The following is a 17,590-nucleotide window of genomic DNA, read 5'->3' on the forward strand; positions in this document are numbered from 1 at the left end:
CGAAGAGACATCGACGATAAACGGGGTGCCGCGCCTGCCACCCAAGGCCGTATTGCCAGGATTGGCTGAATGTGGGTTGGCATGATACACCCGCGCGTATCCCGCGTCATGCCGCACGCGGGCGCGCCGTACGCCCCGCGCGGCGGGCGGCAGACTCGAGCGGCGCAAGCGCGGGGCGGGATGCGCACGGACGACACCGGGGCGCGACGCGGCTGCTAGACTAGGCGATCGTTTCGTCTCCCTCATTCGCCGAGCCCGTGTCACCGTCATGAAAGCCGCTTCCCGCCGTATCGATAGCCCCCAGACCGCGCCCCACGACGATCTCGTCCGCCGCGTCGAGCGCGCCCGCGAGAGCGTTTGGCAGCGCTCGCCGGCGGAACACACCCGAGCGGCGTTCGCCAATGCCGAACGCTGGCTGAGCGCAATCGACCGCCCCCTGATCCTGGATGCCGGCTGCGGCGTGGGGCTCTCCACCCGACAGTTGGCCGAACGCCACCCCGACTGCGCGGTGATCGGGGTCGATCGCAGCGAGGATCGGCTGGGGCGAGATCACGGCGCGCTGCCGGAGAACGCACTGCTGGTGCGGGCGGACCTGGTCGACTTCTGGCGGTTGGCAGGAGCCGCGGGCTGGCGACCCTGTCGCCATTATCTGCTCTACCCCAACCCGTACCCCAAGCGGGCCCAGTTGAAGAAGCGCTGGCACGGTCATCCCGTGTTCCCGGCCGTGATCGCGCTCGGCGGGTCGCTCGAACTTCGCACCAACTGGGCGATCTATGCGCAGGAATTCGCGCTGGCGGTGAGCACGCTGTGCGGGCGCGACGCGCCGGTGGAAGCGTTCACGCCGGCGGCCGACCATCTCACTCCGTTCGAGCGCAAGTACGCCGAGAGCGGCCAGACGCTGTGGCGCTATCGCATCGTGCTCGACGCGACTTTGGAGAGTTCATGAAAAGCTATATTCTGCTCGCCCTGGCGGTGGTCGCCGAGGTCGTCGCCACCAGTTCGCTCAAGGCCTCGGCGGGATTCACCCGGCTGATACCCAGCATCATCGTCGTCGTCGGCTATGCGCTGTCGTTCTATGCGCTGTCGCTGGTGCTTAAGGTGCTGCCGGTGGGAATCACCTACGCCATCTGGGCGGGCCTGGGGATCGTGCTGGTCACGCTCATCGGCATCGTCGTCTTCGGCGAGCGCCCCGATCTGCCGGCCTATCTCGGCATGGCGCTGATCATCTCCGGCGTCGGCGTCATCCAGATCTTCTCCCGTCTGTCCCATTGACGGGGTCTGCCGCATGCGGCTCGGCCGCCATGTAGTGAGACCCTTTGCCGGCGTTTACCGGTCGATGTCGCCTAATTCGGCGAAACGCTGATAGTCTCGACGGCGCGGCTTTCCTTTCACTTTTCTTAGAGCGAGCGTTTTCATGCGGCGTTGGCTGTCCCCAAGCTCTCTGGTTCGACGTTCTCTGGTTCGACGTTCTCTGGCTCGAAGCCCTCTGGCCCGACACTCCCTGATCCGAAGTTCCCTGGCTCTGTGTCTTCTCACGCTCCCGCTGGTCTCGAACGTGGCGGTGGCGGCCGGGTTCGACAATGTCGCCAAGCTCGCCGATCGCGGGTTCGTGCTCGGTGCCGAGGCGCGGCTGCTCGACAGCGGCGAAGTGCTCGGCGCGCTCAACCCGACCCAGCCGCTGTCGCCGGCCTCGGTGACCAAGCTCTATACCGCGGCGGCCACGCTCGACCGCTGGGGGCCGCAGCATCGCTTCACCACGCGCTTCGTGACGACCGGTTCGCTGGATGCCAGCGGCGTGCTCCACGGGGACCTGGTGCTGGAGGGCGGCGGCGATCCGGCGCTCACCTCCGAAGAGCTGTGGCGGCTGATCCAGAAGCTGCGCGAACGCGGTGTGAAGCGGGTCGACGGCGATCTGGTGGTGAGCCAGTGGCGCTTCGGTCCGGTGGCCTGCATCACCACCGACCGCTGTGCGACTCGAAGCGTGGGCACCAACGCCTACAGCGCGCTGCTCTCGTCGGCGGCGGTCAATTACGCCAACTGGTGTGCGACGGTCACCCCGGGCGCCCCCGGCGAACCGGCCCGCGTCACCAGCTGCGACACCGTGGCGCCGACGATCCGCGTCGACAACGACGTCGCGACCGTCGCCGGCGGCGGCTCGGTGTCGCTCGACGCGCGTCGCCTGACGGACAGCCAGGGGGATCTGCTGCGAGTGAGCGGACAGATTCCCGCCGGTGCCATGCCGCAGGCCATCTATAAGGCGAGTTCGGACCCGGCGGACCAGACCGGGCGCACGCTCACCTCGCTGCTCGAGCAGGCCGGCGTCGCCATTCGCGGCTACGCCGTGAGTCAGGCGCCGCCGCCCTCGAGCGCCACGCCGCTGGCCGCGATCGAAGGCAAGCCGCTCCAGGAGCTCTTGCTGCGCACGCTCAACTACTCCAACAACTTCATGGCCGACATGCTGGCGCTGGATCTCACCACTGGCGCCCAGCAGGGATTGCCGGAGGCGGGTAGTGCCCTCGAGCGTTTCGCCGGTGCACTGCCCGGCCACGGTCCGGTGACGTTGAGAAGCGGCAGCGGGCTGACGCCGGAGAACCGGGTATCGGCGCAGGGCGTCAATGCGCTGCTCGGCGCGATGTACGAGCGTCCCACGCTCTTCCCGACCTTCGTCGCCGGCATGCAGGTGCCGACCAACGGGCCGATGCGCTTCATCCGCCGCGGCAGCCAGACCTTCCAGGATCACGTGATGATCAAGACCGGCACGCTCAACGAACCGGTCACGGTGCGCGCCATCGCCGGCTATTTCCGCACCGAGAGCGGCCGCTGGGGGAGTTTCTCCGTGCTCGTCAACGGTACCGCCTCGACGCCGTATCTCGCCTGGCGCGATACGCTGCCGATGATCTCGGACGATCTCACCGCGATGATCGAAAACCACTGATCGAGCGCCGTTCGACATCTACCCTTGCGCGAACGCCGACACCCGTCGGCGTTCGTCGTCATGCGCGCGATGAATGCGGATAGATCGGGCAAGCGCGACCCGCCCCGTTGCCCGGCTGCAGCGGCGGGGGCAACATGGCGGCAACTGCACAGCGGAGAATCACGATGCGAGGAAAGGGCGTACTGGCGGCAGCCTTGCTGGCACTACTCACGGCCTGTGCCGGACCGTCCACGCCGACGGCCGGCGAAGGACAGCCGACGGAGGAACTGATCGGCACCTACTGGAAGCTCATGACCCTCGACGGCAGGGACGTGGCGGTCGTCGAAGACCAGCGCGAGGCGCACATGGTGCTCGATACTCAGGGCAGAGTGACCGGCTCGACGGGCTGCAACCGCCTGGTGGGGAGCTACACGCTCGACGGCCGCGAGCTGCATTTCTCGCCGATCGCCTCGACGCGTATGGCCTGCCCGGGCGAGGCCGCGACGCTCGAGCGCGACTGGACGGCAGCGCTTGCGCGTACCGCGCGGGTCGAGCAGGCGGGCAAGCGACTGAGACTCATCGATGCCGACGGCCAGACCCTGGCGGAACTCAAAGCCAATGCGCTGTATTAGACTGCGCGCTGGTTTCCGAGCAGGAGCAACGACTTGACTCTCATCGAGTGCGACTACCCCCGTCACGGCGAGGCGATTCTGGCGATCTTCAACGATGCCATCGTCAACACCACCGCGCTCTACGAATACCGACCGCGAACCGCCGCTTACGTCGAAGGCTGGTTTCAGGCCAAGCGCGACGGCAGTCTGCCGGTGATCGGTCTCGTCGACGACGACAGTGGCCGGCTGATGGGCTTTGCCAGTTTCGGGGCGTTCCGTCCGCAGGCGGCATTTCGAAGCAGCGTCGAGCACTCGGTCTACGTCGATCGTGACTTTCGCCAGCGCGGCGTCGCCCGGCGGCTGATGGCCGCACTCATCGAGCGCGCCGAGGCTCAGGGCTACCACCTGATGATCGGCGGTATCGACGCCGAGAACGCCGCCAGTATCGCGCTCCACGAACGTCTGGGCTTCACCCACTCGGGGACGATTCGCGAGGCGGCGTTCAAGTTCGATCGCTGGCTCGACCTGGCGTTCTACCAGCTCAGACTCGCGACACGCAGCGACGCCTGAGGTGGGTGCCGCGAGTCGATGTCGGGCGGCGGTCAGTTCGTGCGCGGCCCGGTCTATTCCCTCGCGGCGTCACCGCGGGCCGTGTCCAGGCCGTTGAGGGCATTGTCGTCCGGGGTGTCCGGATCGCCCAGGCCATTCTCGCTCGTCGATCCCAGACCGTTGAGCGCGTCGGTCGGCGTGGCGGGAAGGGCGTCGCTGCCCTGGGCGAGCTTGTCCGCCTCGGCGATGTAAACGGTCTCGCTCGCGCGCCGATAGAGGCAGAGCTCCTGGCCGGCATCGTCGCCCATGGGATCCTGCGTCCGGGCGTCGTCGCTCGATCGTTTGGCGCCTGCGCGGTGCCCCTGGATCAGCAGCGCGGTAATGCCGGCGTCGTCATCGAAGATGACCGGTTCGCCGGCGGGGGCGGCGTCCTCGAAACCGCTGGCGGCGACGCACCGGCTGACGACGTGGTGTTCGTGGGCGGCCCAGGCGTCAGGGCTGGAGGCCATCGCCGAAGGGGGCAGCACTGTCGCGGCGGCGAACGCGAGCGCCGAAGAAAGAGAAAAGATGTGACGCATGATGAGTGCCTCGTGTGGGGAAAACTCGGTCCCGGGAGGCGCGCCGGTAGCGGTCGCTACGACCGGCTCATCGGCGTCGCCGTCCTTACCGTATCTGGAGTGTAGCTTTCCCTTATGAGCTTTCCGCTGGCGCTCGTCTTTCTCGCGGTGGTGTTCGCGACCTCGGTGCTTTCCGGCGTGTTCGGCATGGCCGGCGGGCTGATCCTGCTGGGCTTTCTGCTCGCCTGGCTGCCGGCCGCCAGTGCCATCGCGGTGCACGGGGTCATTCAGCTCAGCGCCAACGGTGCGCGTGCGTGGCTCTCCCGTCGTTTCATCGCCTGGCCCATCGTGGCTCGCATTGCGCTCGGCACCGCGGCCTCCGCGCTCTGCCTGGCGTTTCTGGACTATCACCCGAGCGAAACCGGCGTGCTGATCATGCTCGGTCTGATGCCGGTGCTGGTGTGGATTCCCAGGCGCTGGTTCCATCTCGACGTCACCCGGCCGTGGCACGCCTTCTTCTGCGGTGTGGTGTCCGGCGGGTTGACCATCGCCGTTGGCGTCTCGGGGCCGACGATCGATATCGGCTTCATCCGCTCCCGGCTCGACCGGCGCATGGTGGTCGCTTCCAAGGCACTGGTGCAGGTGGTCGCGCATTCGCTGAAGATCGTCTTCTACTGGCGTGCCGCGATGGCACTCGGTCCCCAGGAGTGGGGCTGGGTGCTGTTGGGCATTCCGGTGGCATTTCTGGGGACGCGCAGCGGCAATCGAGTACTCAATCGGTTGAGCGACGGCGGCTTTCGTACCTGGACGCGCTGGATCGTCACCGTGGTCGGCGGCTACTACCTGGCTCGGGGGCTCATCGGCGCGATGTGAAGAGGCCGCCGGCTCAACCCTGAGAGGGACTGACGCCGAAGTAGCGCTTGTACTCGCGGCTGAACTGCGAGGTGCTGCGATAGCCGACTTCGCCGGCTGCCCGGGCGACGTTCATCCGGTGCTGGCCGAGCAGCGCGCGGGCCTTGAGCAGTCGCAGGCGCTTGAGATACTGCAGCGGCGACTGCTGGGTGGTGCGCTTGAAGTGGTGGTGGAAGTGCGAGGCGCTCATGTTGGCGCGAGCGGCCAGCGTTTCGACGGTCAGCGTCTCGCGGTAGTGCCCGTGGAGGTAGTTCAGCGAATCGACGATGCGCGCGTACTGACCGTTGCGCTGGACGAGCTGACGCAGCGAGTCGCCCTGCGGCCCCTTCAGCGCGGCGAACAGCACCTCCCGTACCCGTCCCGGGCCGAGTACGCGACTGGCGGTCTCGTCTTTCAGGCAGTCGAGCAGGTGCAGTACCGCGTGTTCCATGGCGGCATCGAGCTCGACGGCGGCCATCGGCGCCGCGCGTCCATCCTCTTCCGGTTTCACCGGCATCTGCTGAACCAGCTCGTTGAGGGTGAGCGGGTCGAAGGCGATGTTGATGCCCAGCAGCGGCGCGCCTGCCTCTGCCCGCGTCTCGCACTCGAACGGTAGCGGCAGCGCCTGGACCAGGTAGTTGCCCGGCCCGTAGTGGATGACCCGTTCACCGAGATAGCCGATCTTGTCGCCCTGAGCGATGACGAACAGGCCCGGTTCGTAGATCAACGGGGTGCGGGCGTGGCTGCAGTGCGCCGCGATGAGGCGTACGCCCTCGACGGCGGTGTCGATGAAGCCCTCGCCGACGGCGAGCGGTGCGATCGCCTCGGCGAGGCGATGCGTGGAGCGACGTGAGCTGGTGGCCGGCGGCGTCTTCGAAGTCACGTCGGATACGGTGGCGCTGGAGTCGAGCATGGCGGATCTCGAAAGCATGACGATTCAGTGGTTGATCGGGCTATTGTGCATGACTTGGACGCGCAGGAAGCAGCTATCCTCGACACCGCCGTAGTATCGCGCAAGGACGCGACAGGAACGAGCATGGCCGAACGCGGCAATGTCGACCAGACTTCCCATCGTTCACATCACCCGCTGGGATACGTACCCACGACCCACCGGGTTTCATACCCCGAAACGCCGTCTTTGGATGCGTTCGTCGCGTCCCGGCGGGGTTTCGAGTCCGGAGGTTTTCATGTCTCAAACGACCGATACCCAAGCGAGCCCGGCGAAAGGCTACGCCGCGCACTCCGCCACCACACCGCTGGAACTCTGGAACTTCGAGCGTCGCGCCCCGCGCCCGGACGACGTCGCCATCGAGATCCTCTACTGCGGCGTCTGCCACAGCGACCTGCACTTCGCCCGCGATGACTGGGGCATGGCGGCTTACCCGGTCGTGCCGGGCCACGAAATCGTTGGCCGCGTCACCGCCGTTGGCGATGACGTGAGCCAGTATCAGGTCGGCGATCTGGTCGGCGTTGGCTGCATGGTCGACTCCTGCCGCTCGTGCAAGGCGTGCAACGAAGGGCTGGAGAACTACTGCGCCGAAGGGTTCGTGATGACCTACGGCAGCCCCGACCGCCATGACGAGACGCTGACTCAGGGTGGCTACTCCGACAAGGTAGTGGTCAGCGAGCGCTTCGTGGTGCGCATGCCCGACGGAATCGATCTCAAATCCGCCGCGCCAATCCTCTGCGCCGGCATCACCACCTATTCGCCGCTCAAGCACTACGGCGTCAAGCCGGGCGACAAGGTCGGCGTCATCGGCATGGGCGGCCTCGGCCACATGGGCGTGAAGCTGGCCAAGGCGCTCGGTGCCGAGGTCACGCTGTTCACTCGCTCCGAGTCGAAGAAGGCCGAGGCGAAGCAGCAGGGCGCGGATCACGTCGTCATCTCCACCAGCGACGACGAGATGAACGCCATCGCCGAGACTTTCGACTTCATGCTCGACACCGTCCCGGTGCAGCACGACCTGAACCCCTACCTCGCCGCGCTCAAGCCCGACGGCACCCACATCCTGGTGGGGCTGCTCGAGCCGATCGACCCGGCGATCTCCGGCGCCAACTTGGTGTTCCGTCGCCGCGTGCTCGCCGGCTCGCTCATCGGCGGCATGCCGGAGACGCAGGAAGTGCTCGACTTCTGCGCCGAGAACGGCATTACCTGCGACGTCGAAATGATCAACATCGATCAGATCAACGAAGCCTGGGATCGGATGCAGAAGGGCGACGTGAAGTATCGCTTCGTCATCGACATGCAGTCGCTGAAAGACGCGAGCTGAGTAGATGGCAGCGGTGAGCTACGAGCCATGAGCTAAAAGCTAAAAGCTAAAAGCTAAGCGCCAAAAAGCGCCAGCGACGTTCGTCGCTGGCGCTTTTCTTTGCATGTCGTCCAGACGGCTTTCGCGGCTCGCGGCTCAGTACTCGGCCTGCACCCGCACCATCCCTTCCTGAGCGGCACTGGCGATCAGCTTGCCGTCGCTGTCGTAGAAGCTGCCGCGGGCGAAACCGCGGGCGCCGCCGGCCCAGGGGCTGTCCATCACGTAGAGCAGCCAGTCGTCGAGCTTGGGGTCGTCGTGAATCCAGAGCGCGTGGTCGAGACTCGCGATGCGAAGCCGCGGGTCGCCGAATTCGACGTCGTGGGCGAGCAGACTCGTCAACAGCAGATTGAAGTCCGAGCCGTAGGCGAGCAGCGACCGATGAAGCGCCGGGTCGGGCGGCAGTGAACCGCCGGTCAGGCGGAACCAGATCATCCGCGAGGGCGGGTTGGCGTGGCGCTCCTCGACGGTGATGAACTCCACCGGATGGTTCTGGAAGCGCCGGCGGACCGCCTCGCCGCGGGCGACGAGCGTCTCGGGATGCTCGACGTCGGGGGCCGTGGTCTGATGTGACAGGCCGTGCTCGCGGCCCTGGAAGGAGGCGCTGCAGAAGAAGATCGGCTGCCCCTTCTGGACGGCGGTGACCCGCCGGGTAGTGAAGCTGCCGCCGTCGCGCACGCGATCCACCGAGTAGACCACGGGCAGGTGGGCGTCGCCGCGGCGCAGGAAATAGCCGTGCAGCGAGTGAAGGTAGCGGTCGTCGGCCACGGTACGCGCGGCGGCGGCGGCGGACTGCCCGAGCGCCTGACCGCCGAACAGCTGCGGCAGGCCGAGATCCTGGCTCTGGCCACGAAAGAGGTTCTCCTCGAGCGCCTCGAGGCTGAGTAGGGTGACCAGGTCGTCCAGCGCTTGCGTCATTCGGGTATCCTTGGCGTTTCAGAAACGATGATCGGTGACGCCCGCCAGTATCGGTTCAAACTCGCGGCGGGTCACGCGGGCCGGCAGGACGGATGGGTATGCGACAGAGCGACGAATTCTACATGCACCGCGCCCTCGATCAGGCGCGTCTGGCGATGGCCGCGGGCGAGGTGCCGGTGGGGGCGGTCGTCGTCGATCCCGACGGCGAGGTGATCGGCTGCGGCCACAATCGGCCCATCGCCGCTCACGACCCGACGGCGCATGCCGAGGTTCAGGCGCTGCGCGATGCCGCCGGCCGTCTCGGCAACTATCGCCTGGACGCCTGCCAGCTCTTCGTCACGCTGGAACCCTGCATGATGTGTACCGGGGCGATGATCCACGCGCGCCTGGCGCGGGTGGTCTACGCCGCCGCCGAACCCAAGGGCGGCATGGTGGAGTCCCGCGCCAACCTCTTCGTCCAGCCCTGGTTCAACCACCGCGTCGAGGTCTGCGGCGGCGTGCTCGCCGCCCCCGCCAAGCGTCTGCTGAAGACGTTCTTCGCCCAGCGTCGCGCAGTCGATATCGACCGCACCGACGCCGACCGCAGCGACTAGTTCGCCGCAGGGCAACGAAAGTCCCGCAGTGTCGACATGAGTCCCACCGCGGCGTCAGCGTAATCCCTACGGCAGCGTCGGCATGAGCCCCACCGCTACATCAGTCAATCTCGACGCGATCGCGCCCGTACTGCTTGGCGCGGTAGAGCGCGTCGTCGGCGGCCTGCAGCAGCTGGTCGCGGCCGATGCTGTCGCCCTCGCGCAGTGCCAGTCCCACGCTCAGCGTGACCGGTCGACCGTCGGGACGCATCAGCCCGGCGGTCGAGGCGGCCCGGCGCATCGCTTCGGCGATCTCCAGCGCTCCTTTGCGGTCGAAGCCCGGCAGACAGGCGACGAACTCCTCGCCGCCGTAGCGAGCGAACAGCCCGCCGGCGGCCTCGACCGGCGCCCGGCAGTGTGCCGCGATCGTCTGCAGATAGCGGTCTCCGGTGAGATGCCCGAAGTGGTCGTTGACCTGCTTGAAGTGATCCAGATCGCAGATGAGCAGGGCGAGCGACGCGCCGGCACCCTGCGTGTCCATCCAGGTGATCAGCCGGCGGCGATTGGGGAGCTCGGTCAGCTCGTCGTGGGTCGCCAGCCACTCGATCTCGCGCTGCAGGCGCTCGCGGGTCGTCATCTCCTCGCGCAAGGAATCGTTGGCAGCGCTGGCGAGTCGGTGCTGGTGCTTCAGGCGGCGATAGATGTAGAGCACCATGTAGAGCAGGTAGGCGAGCAGAATGCCGAAGATCAGCGTGATCTCCGGCAGGCGCTCGCGCAGCTCGAGCAGCAGCTGACGGCCCGGGCGTACGCTGAGCGTGAGCGTGTCCGCGCCGAGTGTGACCGGCTGGGCGTACTGCCAGTCGGCGAGATCGCCGAGGGGGCCGTCGTAGAAATAGAGCTGATCCTCGCCGCTGAGCACGATGGCGCGTTCGTCGCTGCGGGTCTGTGACAGCAGCGAGTGGATCAGATCGTCGATGCTCACCATCGTGCCCACCGCCCCGAGCAGGGTGCCATCGACCACGTTGCGCACCGGCAGGAAACTCACCACCCCGCGCCCCCCGCGAAGATTCATGATGCCGCCCAGCCCTTCGATGCCGTAGACCAGCGGGCGATTGAGCACCTGCTTGATCGTGACATTGGTGGCGTAGAGGTTGAGGCCGAGCAGCGCCTGGTTGCCGCGCTGCGGATAGACCCGCGTCACCGATCCCTCGAGGTCGACGAAGACGATGCTGCGAAAGTAGCCGAAGTCGTCGTAGTAGCGTTTGGCCTGGCGCTCCCAGTCGGCTCGCGACGGCACTCGCCCGAGCATGCTCCAGAAGCTGGCGAAGCGCCGCGTCGCCTGCAGGTGCGAGCTCGTCTCCGCGGCGAGCATCGTGGCGAGACGATCGCCGTCCTCGGCGATGCGCCTGTAAAGACGCGCGTTGTCACTCTCGCGCTGACTCTGCCAGCCGAGCAGAGTGATCGAGGCGACGACGGCGCCGACGCAAAGCGGCGGCAGGATGCGTCGCCAATAGCGCCGCAGGATCGGGCAGAGCGCCAGGCACTGGTGCAGCCACAGTAGCCACAGCGTCATGAGCAGCAGCGGCGGGATGCCGACCAGCGCGGTGGCGTGGGCGGGGGGTGGGGCCAGCGTGTCATAGGACAACATCGACAGACCCAAAACGACCAGCGCCAGCAGAATGGGCGAGCCGAGCCCGAGTCGCATCAAGAGCAGCGTATTGAGCGAAAGCCCGATGAGAATGGCAAGCGACAGCGCCGGCGGGCGGACGTCATAGAGCCTTCCGCCGGCGGGGAGCCAGTCGAGCACGGCCTGCCAGGTCGCGGCGGGGATCCAGCTCTCGGCGACCGCGTAACTTGCCATGAGGGCCAGCGCGGCGACGGCGGCGGGAATCAGCAGCCAGCGACTGATCTGCCGACAGTGCCAGCGATCGGCGAGCATGCCCAGCCACACCGCACCGGTGAGCGGGACGAGGACCCAGCGCTGATCGGGAATCGTGCCCGGCCACGCCATCAGACAGAGCAGCGGCAGCGCCAGGTAGAACATGAGCTTCGACGCTGCGGACATGGCGATCGACGTCTCCCGGACCGACGCCGTCATCCTAGGGGCGGCGTGGCATCGACGGTAGGGTGGCTAGAGTAGCGGCGCGACGATATCGAGCGGCGCGACCTCATCGGCATCGAGCACGCGCTCTCCGAGCCGGTCGAACTGCTGCTGGCTACGCTGAACGTACTTGAGTATCTCGTAGTAACGGCGAATGTTTCGCACGTAGATTACCGGCTCTCCTCCGCGAGCATAACCGTAGCGCGCCTGCGAGTACCACTCGCGACGCTGTAGCAGCGGCAGCGCCTCGCGCACGTTGGCCCAGCGGTCGGGGTCTTCGCCCCGCTGCCTGACGATCTCGCGGGCGTCCAGCAGATGGCCCAGGCCCACGTTGTAGGCGGCCAGCGCCATATAGGTGCGGTCGGGTTCGTCGATCGCCTCGTCCAGGCGGGATTCGATATGGCGAAGATAGCGCGCGCCGCCGTCGATACTCTGGGCGGGGTCCAGGCGGTCATCGATGCCGACCTCGCGGGCGGTGGGGCGGGTGAGCATCATCAAGCCGCGCACGCCGGTGGGCGAGGTGGCATCGGGCTCCCAGTGGGATTCCTGGTAGCCCAGCGCCGCGAGCAGGCGCCAGTCGAAGCCCGTATCGCGCGCCGCTGCCTTGAAGTCGGGCACGAAGCGGGGCAGGCGCTTTTCCACGTGATGGATGAACAGCCGCGAGCCGACGTACTCGAGATAGGCATCGTGGCCGAAATAGCGCCCGATGAGCGATGCCAGGGCGCCGCTTTCCCGCTGTGTCTCGATGAAGGCGTTGGCGGCCTCGAGTAGATCGACCGGGGTATCGGCAGCGAAGGCCCAGCTCAGACTCTGCGGCCGGCCCAGCGCAAAGCCGCGCTCGACGTTGGGAAAGAAGAGACGATTGAGCGTGAACTGGTGGGTGTAGAGCACGGCGGCGTCGAGGTCGCCCCGCTCGACCATTTCCAGCAGGTCCGCGACGTTGAGGTCCGCCGCCTCGCGCCAGCCGAGCGCCGGCAGGTTTTGCTGCTGCCGGGCGAGCGCCTCGGCGCTGCCGGAACCGGCAACGGTACCGATGCGTAGATCGAGCAGGTCATCGAGCGTGCGCACCGGTCGCATCCCGCGGCGATAGACCACCAGTGGCTGCAGCTCGAGCAGCGGCTGGCTGTAGCGCACACCCGTTCGTTCGTGATCCAGCGACAGCGCGCCGGCAGCGAGATCGGCATCGTGGCGACCGATGTCGTCGAAGACGTCGGCGATGGCGGAGTGCGACGTCACCGACAGGCTCACGCCGAGCGAACGCGTGAAACGGTGCAGCAGCTCGTATTCGAAGCCGGTGGGGCCATTGGCGCCTTCGTAGAAGGTCAGCGGCCCGTTGCGCATCGCCACCTGCAGGAAATCGCGTTGACGTATCGGATCGAGGCCGCTGCTCGACCGGGGGAGCAGCTCGGCGGGAGTGGCCAGTGCTGTCGCGGCCAGGAGTATCGTCAGCACCAGCCGCAGGCGTATCAGCCCCAGGCACATCAGCCATGGACGCATCAGCCGCTGGTGCATCGCGAGATCGAACATTCAGAGGGGATCGGTAGCGACGGACGCCACACCTTAGCCCCCCGCTCGCCGACTGTCATCCGTACCCGAGCGGCGCCGCGCTTAGCGAGCCATCGCGCTTTCCAGTATCATGCACGCCAAACAAATTCGGCACGCTGCCTAGATTCGCCCGATTGCCTGCGATCCGACAGATCCGCGATCCTCGACCGTCCTGGAGGCTTCCCCCGCCATGCTCGAATTGCAAGGCGCGCCTGCGCTATCTGCATTCCGTCACGCCAAGCGGCTCGCCGAGCTGCGCGCCGCCGTCCCCGAAGTCGACACGCTGACGGCGCACTACGTCCACTTCATCGATCACCACGCCGATCTCGACGCCGAGGCGCGCCAGATCCTCGAGCGCCTGCTGGATTACGGGGTCGCGGATCACGGCGAGGCAGGCGGGGGCCCCGAGATGCCAAGCGCCGGTCACGCCTTCCTGGTCGTGCCGCGAATCGGCACGCTCTCGCCCTGGTCCTCCAAGGCGACCGACATCCTGCACAACTGTGGACTGGACGCCGTGACCCGCATCGAGCGGGGCATTCGCTATCGGGTGAGCTTCAAGACCGCCCCGGACGCCGAGGCGTTCGAGGCGCTGACCGCGCGCCTGCACGATCGCATGACCGAGACGGTGCTGTTCGACGCCAGCGACGCCGCCAAGCTCTTCTCCCATCACCCGCCGACGCCGCTCGCCACGGTGGATGTGATCGGCGGCGGGCGCCCGGCGCTGGCGGCGGCCAACGGCGAGCTCGGGCTGGCGCTCGCCGAGGACGAGATCGACTATCTGGTCGCGGCGTTCGAGGAGCTCGGGCGCAATCCCACCGACGTCGAACTGATGATGTTCGCCCAGGCCAACTCCGAGCACTGCCGGCACAAGATCTTCAACGCCGACTGGGAGATCGACGGCGAGACGCAGAGTCACTCGCTGTTCAAGATGATCAAGAACACCTTCGAGTGTTCCCCCGACAAGGTGCTCTCCGCCTACAGCGACAACGCCGCGGTAATCGAGGGCGCGAGCGGCGGGCGCTTCTTCCCCGCGCCCGACTCCCGGGTCTACGGCGCGACGCAGGAGCCCATCCACATCCTGATGAAGGTGGAGACGCACAACCACCCGACGGCGATCGCCCCGCACCCCGGGGCGGCCACGGGTGCCGGCGGCGAGATCCGCGACGAGGGCGCCACCGGGCGTGGCGGCAAGCCCAAGGCGGGCCTGACCGGCTTTACGGTTTCCAACCTGCGCATCCCCGAGTTCGTGCAGCCGTGGGAAGCCTTCGACTACGGCAAGCCCGAACGGATCCAGTCGGCGCTCGACATCATGCTCGAGGCGCCGATCGGCGGGGCGGCCTTCAACAACGAGTTCGGCCGGCCCAATCTCAACGGTTTTTTCCGCACCTTCGAGCTGGAAGCGGTGGGCGCCAACGGCATCGAACGCCGGGGCTACCACAAGCCGATCATGCTCGCCGGCGGCTATGGCAACGTGCGTGACGATCACGTCCAGAAGGGCGAGATCGCCGTCGGCGCCAAGCTGATCGTGATGGGCGGACCGGCGATGCTGATCGGCCTCGGCGGCGGCGCGGCCTCGAGCATGGCCTCCGGCGCCTCCAGCGCCGATCTCGACTTCGCCTCGGTGCAGCGCGACAACCCCGAGATCGAGCGCCGCGCCCAGGAAGTGATCGATCGCTGCTGGGCGCTGGATGACGCCAATCCCATCGCCTTCATTCACGACGTCGGCGCCGGCGGTCTCTCCAACGCGCTGCCGGAGCTTGTCAAGGATGGCGGTCGCGGTGGGCTCTTCGATCTGCGCGCGGTGCCGAGCGTGGAGCCGGGCATGAGTCCGCTGGAGATCTGGTGCAACGAGGCGCAGGAGCGCTACGTGCTGGCGGTGTCGCCGGAGCAGCTCGAGACGTTCGACGCCATCTGCGTCCGCGAGCGCTGCCCCTACTCTGTCGTGGGCGAGGCGACCGAAGCGCACCATCTGGCGGTGCGCGACGGCCATTTCGAGGCCGACCCGGTGGACCTGCCGATGAGCGTGCTGTTCGGCAAGCCGCCCAAGATGCAGCGCCGCTTCGAACGGCGTGCGCTCGACCTGCCGGGTCTCGGACTCGACAACCTCGATCTGCGCGAAGCGCTGGATCGCGTGCTCAAGCTGCCGACCGTCGCCTCCAAGAGCTTTCTGATCACCATCGGCGACCGCTCGATCACCGGCACGGTGGCGCGTGACCAGATGGTCGGTCCGTGGCAGGTGCCGGTGGCCGACTGCGCGGTGACGACGGCAAGCTATGACACCCATGCCGGCGAAGCGATGGCGATGGGCGAGCGCCCGCCGGTAGCGCTGATCGACCCCGCCGCCAGTGCGCGTCTGGCGGTAGCGGAGGCGATCACCAACCTCGCCGCGGCGCCCATCGGGCAGCTCTCGGACATCAAGCTCTCCGCCAACTGGATGAGTGCCGCCGACCACATCGGCGAGAACCAGGCGCTGTTCGATGCCGTCCACGCCGTCGGTATGGAACTCTGCCCGGCGCTGGGTATCGCCGTGCCGGTGGGCAAGGATTCGATGTCGATGCGCACCGCCTGGCAGGACGCGGGTGAGGAGAAGAGCGTCACCGCCCCCCTGACGCTGGACATCACCGGCTTCGCCCCGGTCACCGACGCGTTGAAGACGCTGACGCCGCAGCTACGCCTCGACCAGGACGAGAGCGATCTGATCCTGATCGACCTGGGCCATGGCCACAATCGCCTGGGCGGCTCGGCGCTGGCGCAGGTCTACGGTCAGGTCGGCAACGTCTGCCCCGATCTCGACGACGCCGAGGATCTGGCCGCGTTCTTCCGCGTGATTCAGGGCCTCAACGCCGACGGCAAGATTCTCGCCTATCACGACCGCAGCGACGGCGGCCTGATCGTCACTCTGCTGGAGATGGCGTTCGCCGGCCGCGGCGGTCTCGAGATCAAGCTCGACTGGCTGATCGACGACGCCGTGGGCGCGGTGGAAGCGCTCTTCGCCGAGGAGCTCGGCGCGGTGATCCAGGTCAACCGGGCCGACACCGAGTTCGTGCTCGCCCAGCTTGCCGCTGCCGGCCTCGAGACCTGCGGCGTCATCGCTCGCCCGCGCTACGACGATCAGGTGCGAGTGACGCTGTTCGAAGAGCCGCTGCTGGAGACGACCCGCGCGCACACCCAGCGAACCTGGTCGGAGACCAGCTATCGGCTGCAGGCGCTGCGCGACAATCCCGAGTGCGCCAAGAGCGAGTTCGACGCGCTGCTCGACCCGCGCGACCCCGGCCTCTCCGCTAGCCCGAGCTTCGACGTCGACGACGACATCGCCGCGCCCTTCATCAATAGCGGCGTGCGCCCGCGGGTGGCAATCCTGCGCGAGCAGGGCGTCAACGGCCACATGGAGATGGCCGCGGCGTTCGACCACGCCGGCTTCGAGGCGGTCGACGTCCACATGAGCGACATCATCGAAGGGCGCATCGCGCTCGACGACATGAAGGGGCTGATCGGCTGCGGCGGCTTCTCCTACGGCGACGTGCTGGGGGCCGGCGGCGGCTGGGCCAAGTCGGCGCTCTACAACGCTCGCGCTCGCGATCAGTTCGCGGCGTTCTTCTCCCGCGAGGACACCTTCGGCCTCGGCGTCTGCAACGGCTGCCAGATGTTCTCGCAGTTGAAGGAACTGATTCCCGGCGCCGAGCGCTGGCCGCGCTTCGTGCGCAACCGCTCCGAGCAGTTCGAGGCGCGGGTATCGATGGTCAAGGTCGAGGAGAGCCCGTCGATCCTGCTCGCCGGCATGGCGGGCTCCACGCTGCCGATCGCCGTCGCCCACGGCGAGGGGCAGGCGCTGTTCGAAGACAGCGGTCACCTGCGCCGCACCGAGACCAGCGGTCACATCGCCATGCGCTACGTCGACAACGCCGGGCAGGTGACCACGCGTTACCCTGCCAACCCCAACGGTTCGCCGGCCGGAATCACGGGGCTGACCACGCCGGACGGTCGCGTCACCATCATGATGCCGCACCCGGAGCGGGTTGCCCGCGCGGTGACCAACTCCTGGCGCCCGGCCGAGTGGACCGAGGACGGTGCCTGGATGCGGCTGTTCCGCAATGCGCGAGCCTGGGTGAACTGAGGCAGGCCTCGAGGCGGGCCGCGCCCGCCTGAGGTTCAAAAAAACCGGCTTGCNNAAGCCGGTTTTTTCATTGAGGCACTGGCACCTTGAAGGGCGTTGCCGACCGGTCTCAGCTCGGGCGTGTGGCCGGATAGAAGAAGCGTACCTTGGGTTCGCCTTCGAGCAGCGGGGCGCCGCCCTCCTTGAACGGGGCGTAGTGCGGCATGCTCATGTGATGCTCGAAGGCGGCGCGGTCGCGGTAGACCTCGTGCAGCACGACGAGGTCTTCGCTGCCCTCGGGCGTCAGCACCTCGAAGCTCAGGCAGCCCTCTTCGTTGGCCAATGATTCGTTGGCATCGTTGTGCGCCAGCGCCAGGAAGGCAGGCACTTGGCCGGGCTTGATGGAGAATTCGGCGATGACGACGAACTGGCTGGTATCGCTCATGGCGAGCTCCCTAGGCGTAAATGGATGAGCCGACCCCGGCGCCGTGGCGCCGGGCGTGACGTGAGCCTAGAAAGGAAATGGTTCGAGC

At 67.3% G+C, this 17,590-nt stretch carries 15 protein-coding genes; 9 read left to right on the forward strand and 6 right to left on the reverse strand.

From position 1 onward, the window contains the following. Positions 1-268 precede the first annotated feature (268 nt). From trmB to DOM33_RS15200, 5 genes are all read left to right on the forward strand, one after another. Positions 269-946, forward strand: coding sequence for a tRNA (guanine(46)-N(7))-methyltransferase TrmB (gene trmB / locus DOM33_RS15180; protein WP_110670504.1), 678 nt, complete (start codon positions 269-271; stop codon positions 944-946). After that, entirely contained in the window at positions 943-1,272 is a 330-nt protein-coding gene (locus DOM33_RS15185) for a DMT family transporter (RefSeq protein ID WP_110670506.1), read from the forward strand. Before trmB ends, DOM33_RS15185 begins: the two co-directional genes overlap by 4 nt. Before the next feature lie 289 nt (positions 1,273-1,561). After that, the gene (dacB, locus tag DOM33_RS15190; RefSeq protein ID WP_239495388.1) at positions 1,562-2,935 is read left to right on the forward strand and encodes a D-alanyl-D-alanine carboxypeptidase/D-alanyl-D-alanine endopeptidase; all 1,374 of its coding nucleotides are present in this window, start codon (positions 1,562-1,564) and stop codon (positions 2,933-2,935) included. A 164-nt stretch (positions 2,936-3,099) separates the two neighbouring features. Next, positions 3,100-3,546: an META domain-containing protein gene (locus tag DOM33_RS15195; RefSeq protein WP_162617995.1), complete on the forward strand. Its 447-nt coding sequence runs from the start codon at positions 3,100-3,102 to the stop codon at positions 3,544-3,546. Between the two features lie 33 nt (positions 3,547-3,579). After that, positions 3,580-4,095 carry a GNAT family N-acetyltransferase gene (locus tag DOM33_RS15200; protein ID WP_110670512.1) on the forward strand — a complete coding sequence of 172 codons (516 nt, stop codon included), beginning with the start codon at positions 3,580-3,582 and terminating at the stop codon, positions 4,093-4,095. A gap of 53 nt (positions 4,096-4,148) precedes the next feature. Here the strand turns inward: DOM33_RS15200 and DOM33_RS15205 are convergent, their stop codons facing one another. Next, positions 4,149-4,652 carry a hypothetical protein gene (locus DOM33_RS15205; protein WP_110670514.1) on the reverse strand — a complete coding sequence of 168 codons (504 nt, stop codon included), beginning with the start codon at positions 4,650-4,652 and terminating at the stop codon, positions 4,149-4,151. 114 nt (positions 4,653-4,766) lie between these two features. Between DOM33_RS15205 and DOM33_RS15210 the strand changes: the two genes are divergently transcribed. Beyond that, a complete protein-coding gene (locus DOM33_RS15210) occupies positions 4,767-5,504 on the forward strand; it encodes a sulfite exporter TauE/SafE family protein (RefSeq protein ID WP_110670516.1) in 738 nt (245 codons plus the stop codon). 13 nt (positions 5,505-5,517) lie between these two features. On the opposite strand, the gene DOM33_RS15215 is transcribed toward DOM33_RS15210, so the two are convergent. Then, positions 5,518-6,435, reverse strand: a complete 918-nt coding sequence (locus tag DOM33_RS15215) for an AraC family transcriptional regulator (RefSeq protein WP_110670518.1) — start codon at positions 6,433-6,435, stop codon at positions 5,518-5,520. A 274-nt stretch (positions 6,436-6,709) separates the two neighbouring features. Here DOM33_RS15215 and DOM33_RS15220 point away from each other — a divergent pair, with 274 nt between their 5' ends. Next, positions 6,710-7,792, forward strand: coding sequence for an NAD(P)-dependent alcohol dehydrogenase (locus DOM33_RS15220; RefSeq protein ID WP_204352715.1), 1,083 nt, complete (start codon positions 6,710-6,712; stop codon positions 7,790-7,792). 135 nt (positions 7,793-7,927) lie between these two features. On the opposite strand, the gene DOM33_RS15225 is transcribed toward DOM33_RS15220, so the two are convergent. Continuing rightward, positions 7,928-8,746, reverse strand: a complete 819-nt coding sequence (locus DOM33_RS15225) for an acyl-CoA thioesterase (protein ID WP_110670522.1) — start codon at positions 8,744-8,746, stop codon at positions 7,928-7,930. Positions 8,747-8,844: 98 nt separating this feature from the next. Here DOM33_RS15225 and tadA point away from each other — a divergent pair, with 98 nt between their 5' ends. Further along, a complete protein-coding gene (gene tadA / locus DOM33_RS15230; RefSeq protein WP_110670524.1) occupies positions 8,845-9,339 on the forward strand; it encodes a tRNA adenosine(34) deaminase TadA in 495 nt (164 codons plus the stop codon). 100 nt (positions 9,340-9,439) lie between these two features. Here tadA and DOM33_RS15235 read toward each other — a convergent pair whose 3' ends face one another. Together DOM33_RS15235 and mltF are read right to left on the reverse strand one after the other, a co-directional pair. After that, on the reverse strand, positions 9,440-11,383 hold the full coding sequence (locus DOM33_RS15235; protein ID WP_162617996.1) for a sensor domain-containing diguanylate cyclase: 1,944 nt from the start codon (positions 11,381-11,383) through the stop codon (positions 9,440-9,442). Between the two features lie 66 nt (positions 11,384-11,449). Beyond that, entirely contained in the window at positions 11,450-12,946 is a 1,497-nt protein-coding gene (gene mltF, locus DOM33_RS15240; RefSeq protein WP_110670528.1) for a membrane-bound lytic murein transglycosylase MltF, read from the reverse strand. Between the two features lie 208 nt (positions 12,947-13,154). Between mltF and purL the strand changes: the two genes are divergently transcribed. Beyond that, entirely contained in the window at positions 13,155-17,078 is a 3,924-nt protein-coding gene (gene purL / locus DOM33_RS15245) for a phosphoribosylformylglycinamidine synthase (RefSeq protein ID WP_110670530.1), read from the forward strand. Positions 17,079-17,187: 109 nt separating this feature from the next. Here the strand turns inward: purL and DOM33_RS15250 are convergent, their stop codons facing one another. Continuing rightward, complete coding sequence (locus tag DOM33_RS15250) at positions 17,188-17,502, reverse strand: putative quinol monooxygenase (RefSeq protein WP_110670532.1); 315 nt, start codon at positions 17,500-17,502, stop codon at positions 17,188-17,190. Positions 17,503-17,590: the final 88 nt, after the last annotated feature.

The sequence above is a fragment of the Salinicola halophilus genome (assembly GCF_003206155.1).
GTDB lineage: Bacteria > Pseudomonadota > Gammaproteobacteria > Pseudomonadales > Halomonadaceae > Salinicola > Salinicola halophilus.

Excerpts from the sequence above, each read along its gene's own strand:
- mltF (WP_110670528.1), bottom strand. The coding sequence starts at position 12,946 with ATGTTCGATCTCGCGATGCACCAGCGGCTGATGCGTCCATGGCTGATG.
- DOM33_RS15250 (WP_110670532.1), bottom strand. The coding sequence starts at position 17,502 with ATGAGCGATACCAGCCAGTTCGTCGTCATCGCCGAATTCTCCATCAAG.
- tadA (WP_110670524.1), top strand. The coding sequence starts at position 8,845 with ATGCGACAGAGCGACGAATTCTACATGCACCGCGCCCTCGATCAGGCG.
- DOM33_RS15205 (WP_110670514.1), bottom strand. The coding sequence starts at position 4,652 with ATGCGTCACATCTTTTCTCTTTCTTCGGCGCTCGCGTTCGCCGCCGCG.
- DOM33_RS15235 (WP_162617996.1), bottom strand. The coding sequence starts at position 11,383 with ATGTCCGCAGCGTCGAAGCTCATGTTCTACCTGGCGCTGCCGCTGCTC.
- DOM33_RS15195 (WP_162617995.1), top strand. The coding sequence starts at position 3,100 with ATGCGAGGAAAGGGCGTACTGGCGGCAGCCTTGCTGGCACTACTCACG.
- DOM33_RS15210 (WP_110670516.1), top strand. The coding sequence starts at position 4,767 with ATGAGCTTTCCGCTGGCGCTCGTCTTTCTCGCGGTGGTGTTCGCGACC.
- DOM33_RS15215 (WP_110670518.1), bottom strand. The coding sequence starts at position 6,435 with ATGCTCGACTCCAGCGCCACCGTATCCGACGTGACTTCGAAGACGCCG.
- trmB (WP_110670504.1), top strand. The coding sequence starts at position 269 with ATGAAAGCCGCTTCCCGCCGTATCGATAGCCCCCAGACCGCGCCCCAC.
- DOM33_RS15220 (WP_204352715.1), top strand. The coding sequence starts at position 6,710 with ATGTCTCAAACGACCGATACCCAAGCGAGCCCGGCGAAAGGCTACGCC.
- purL (WP_110670530.1), top strand. The coding sequence starts at position 13,155 with ATGCTCGAATTGCAAGGCGCGCCTGCGCTATCTGCATTCCGTCACGCC.
- DOM33_RS15185 (WP_110670506.1), top strand. The coding sequence starts at position 943 with ATGAAAAGCTATATTCTGCTCGCCCTGGCGGTGGTCGCCGAGGTCGTC.
- DOM33_RS15225 (WP_110670522.1), bottom strand. The coding sequence starts at position 8,746 with ATGACGCAAGCGCTGGACGACCTGGTCACCCTACTCAGCCTCGAGGCG.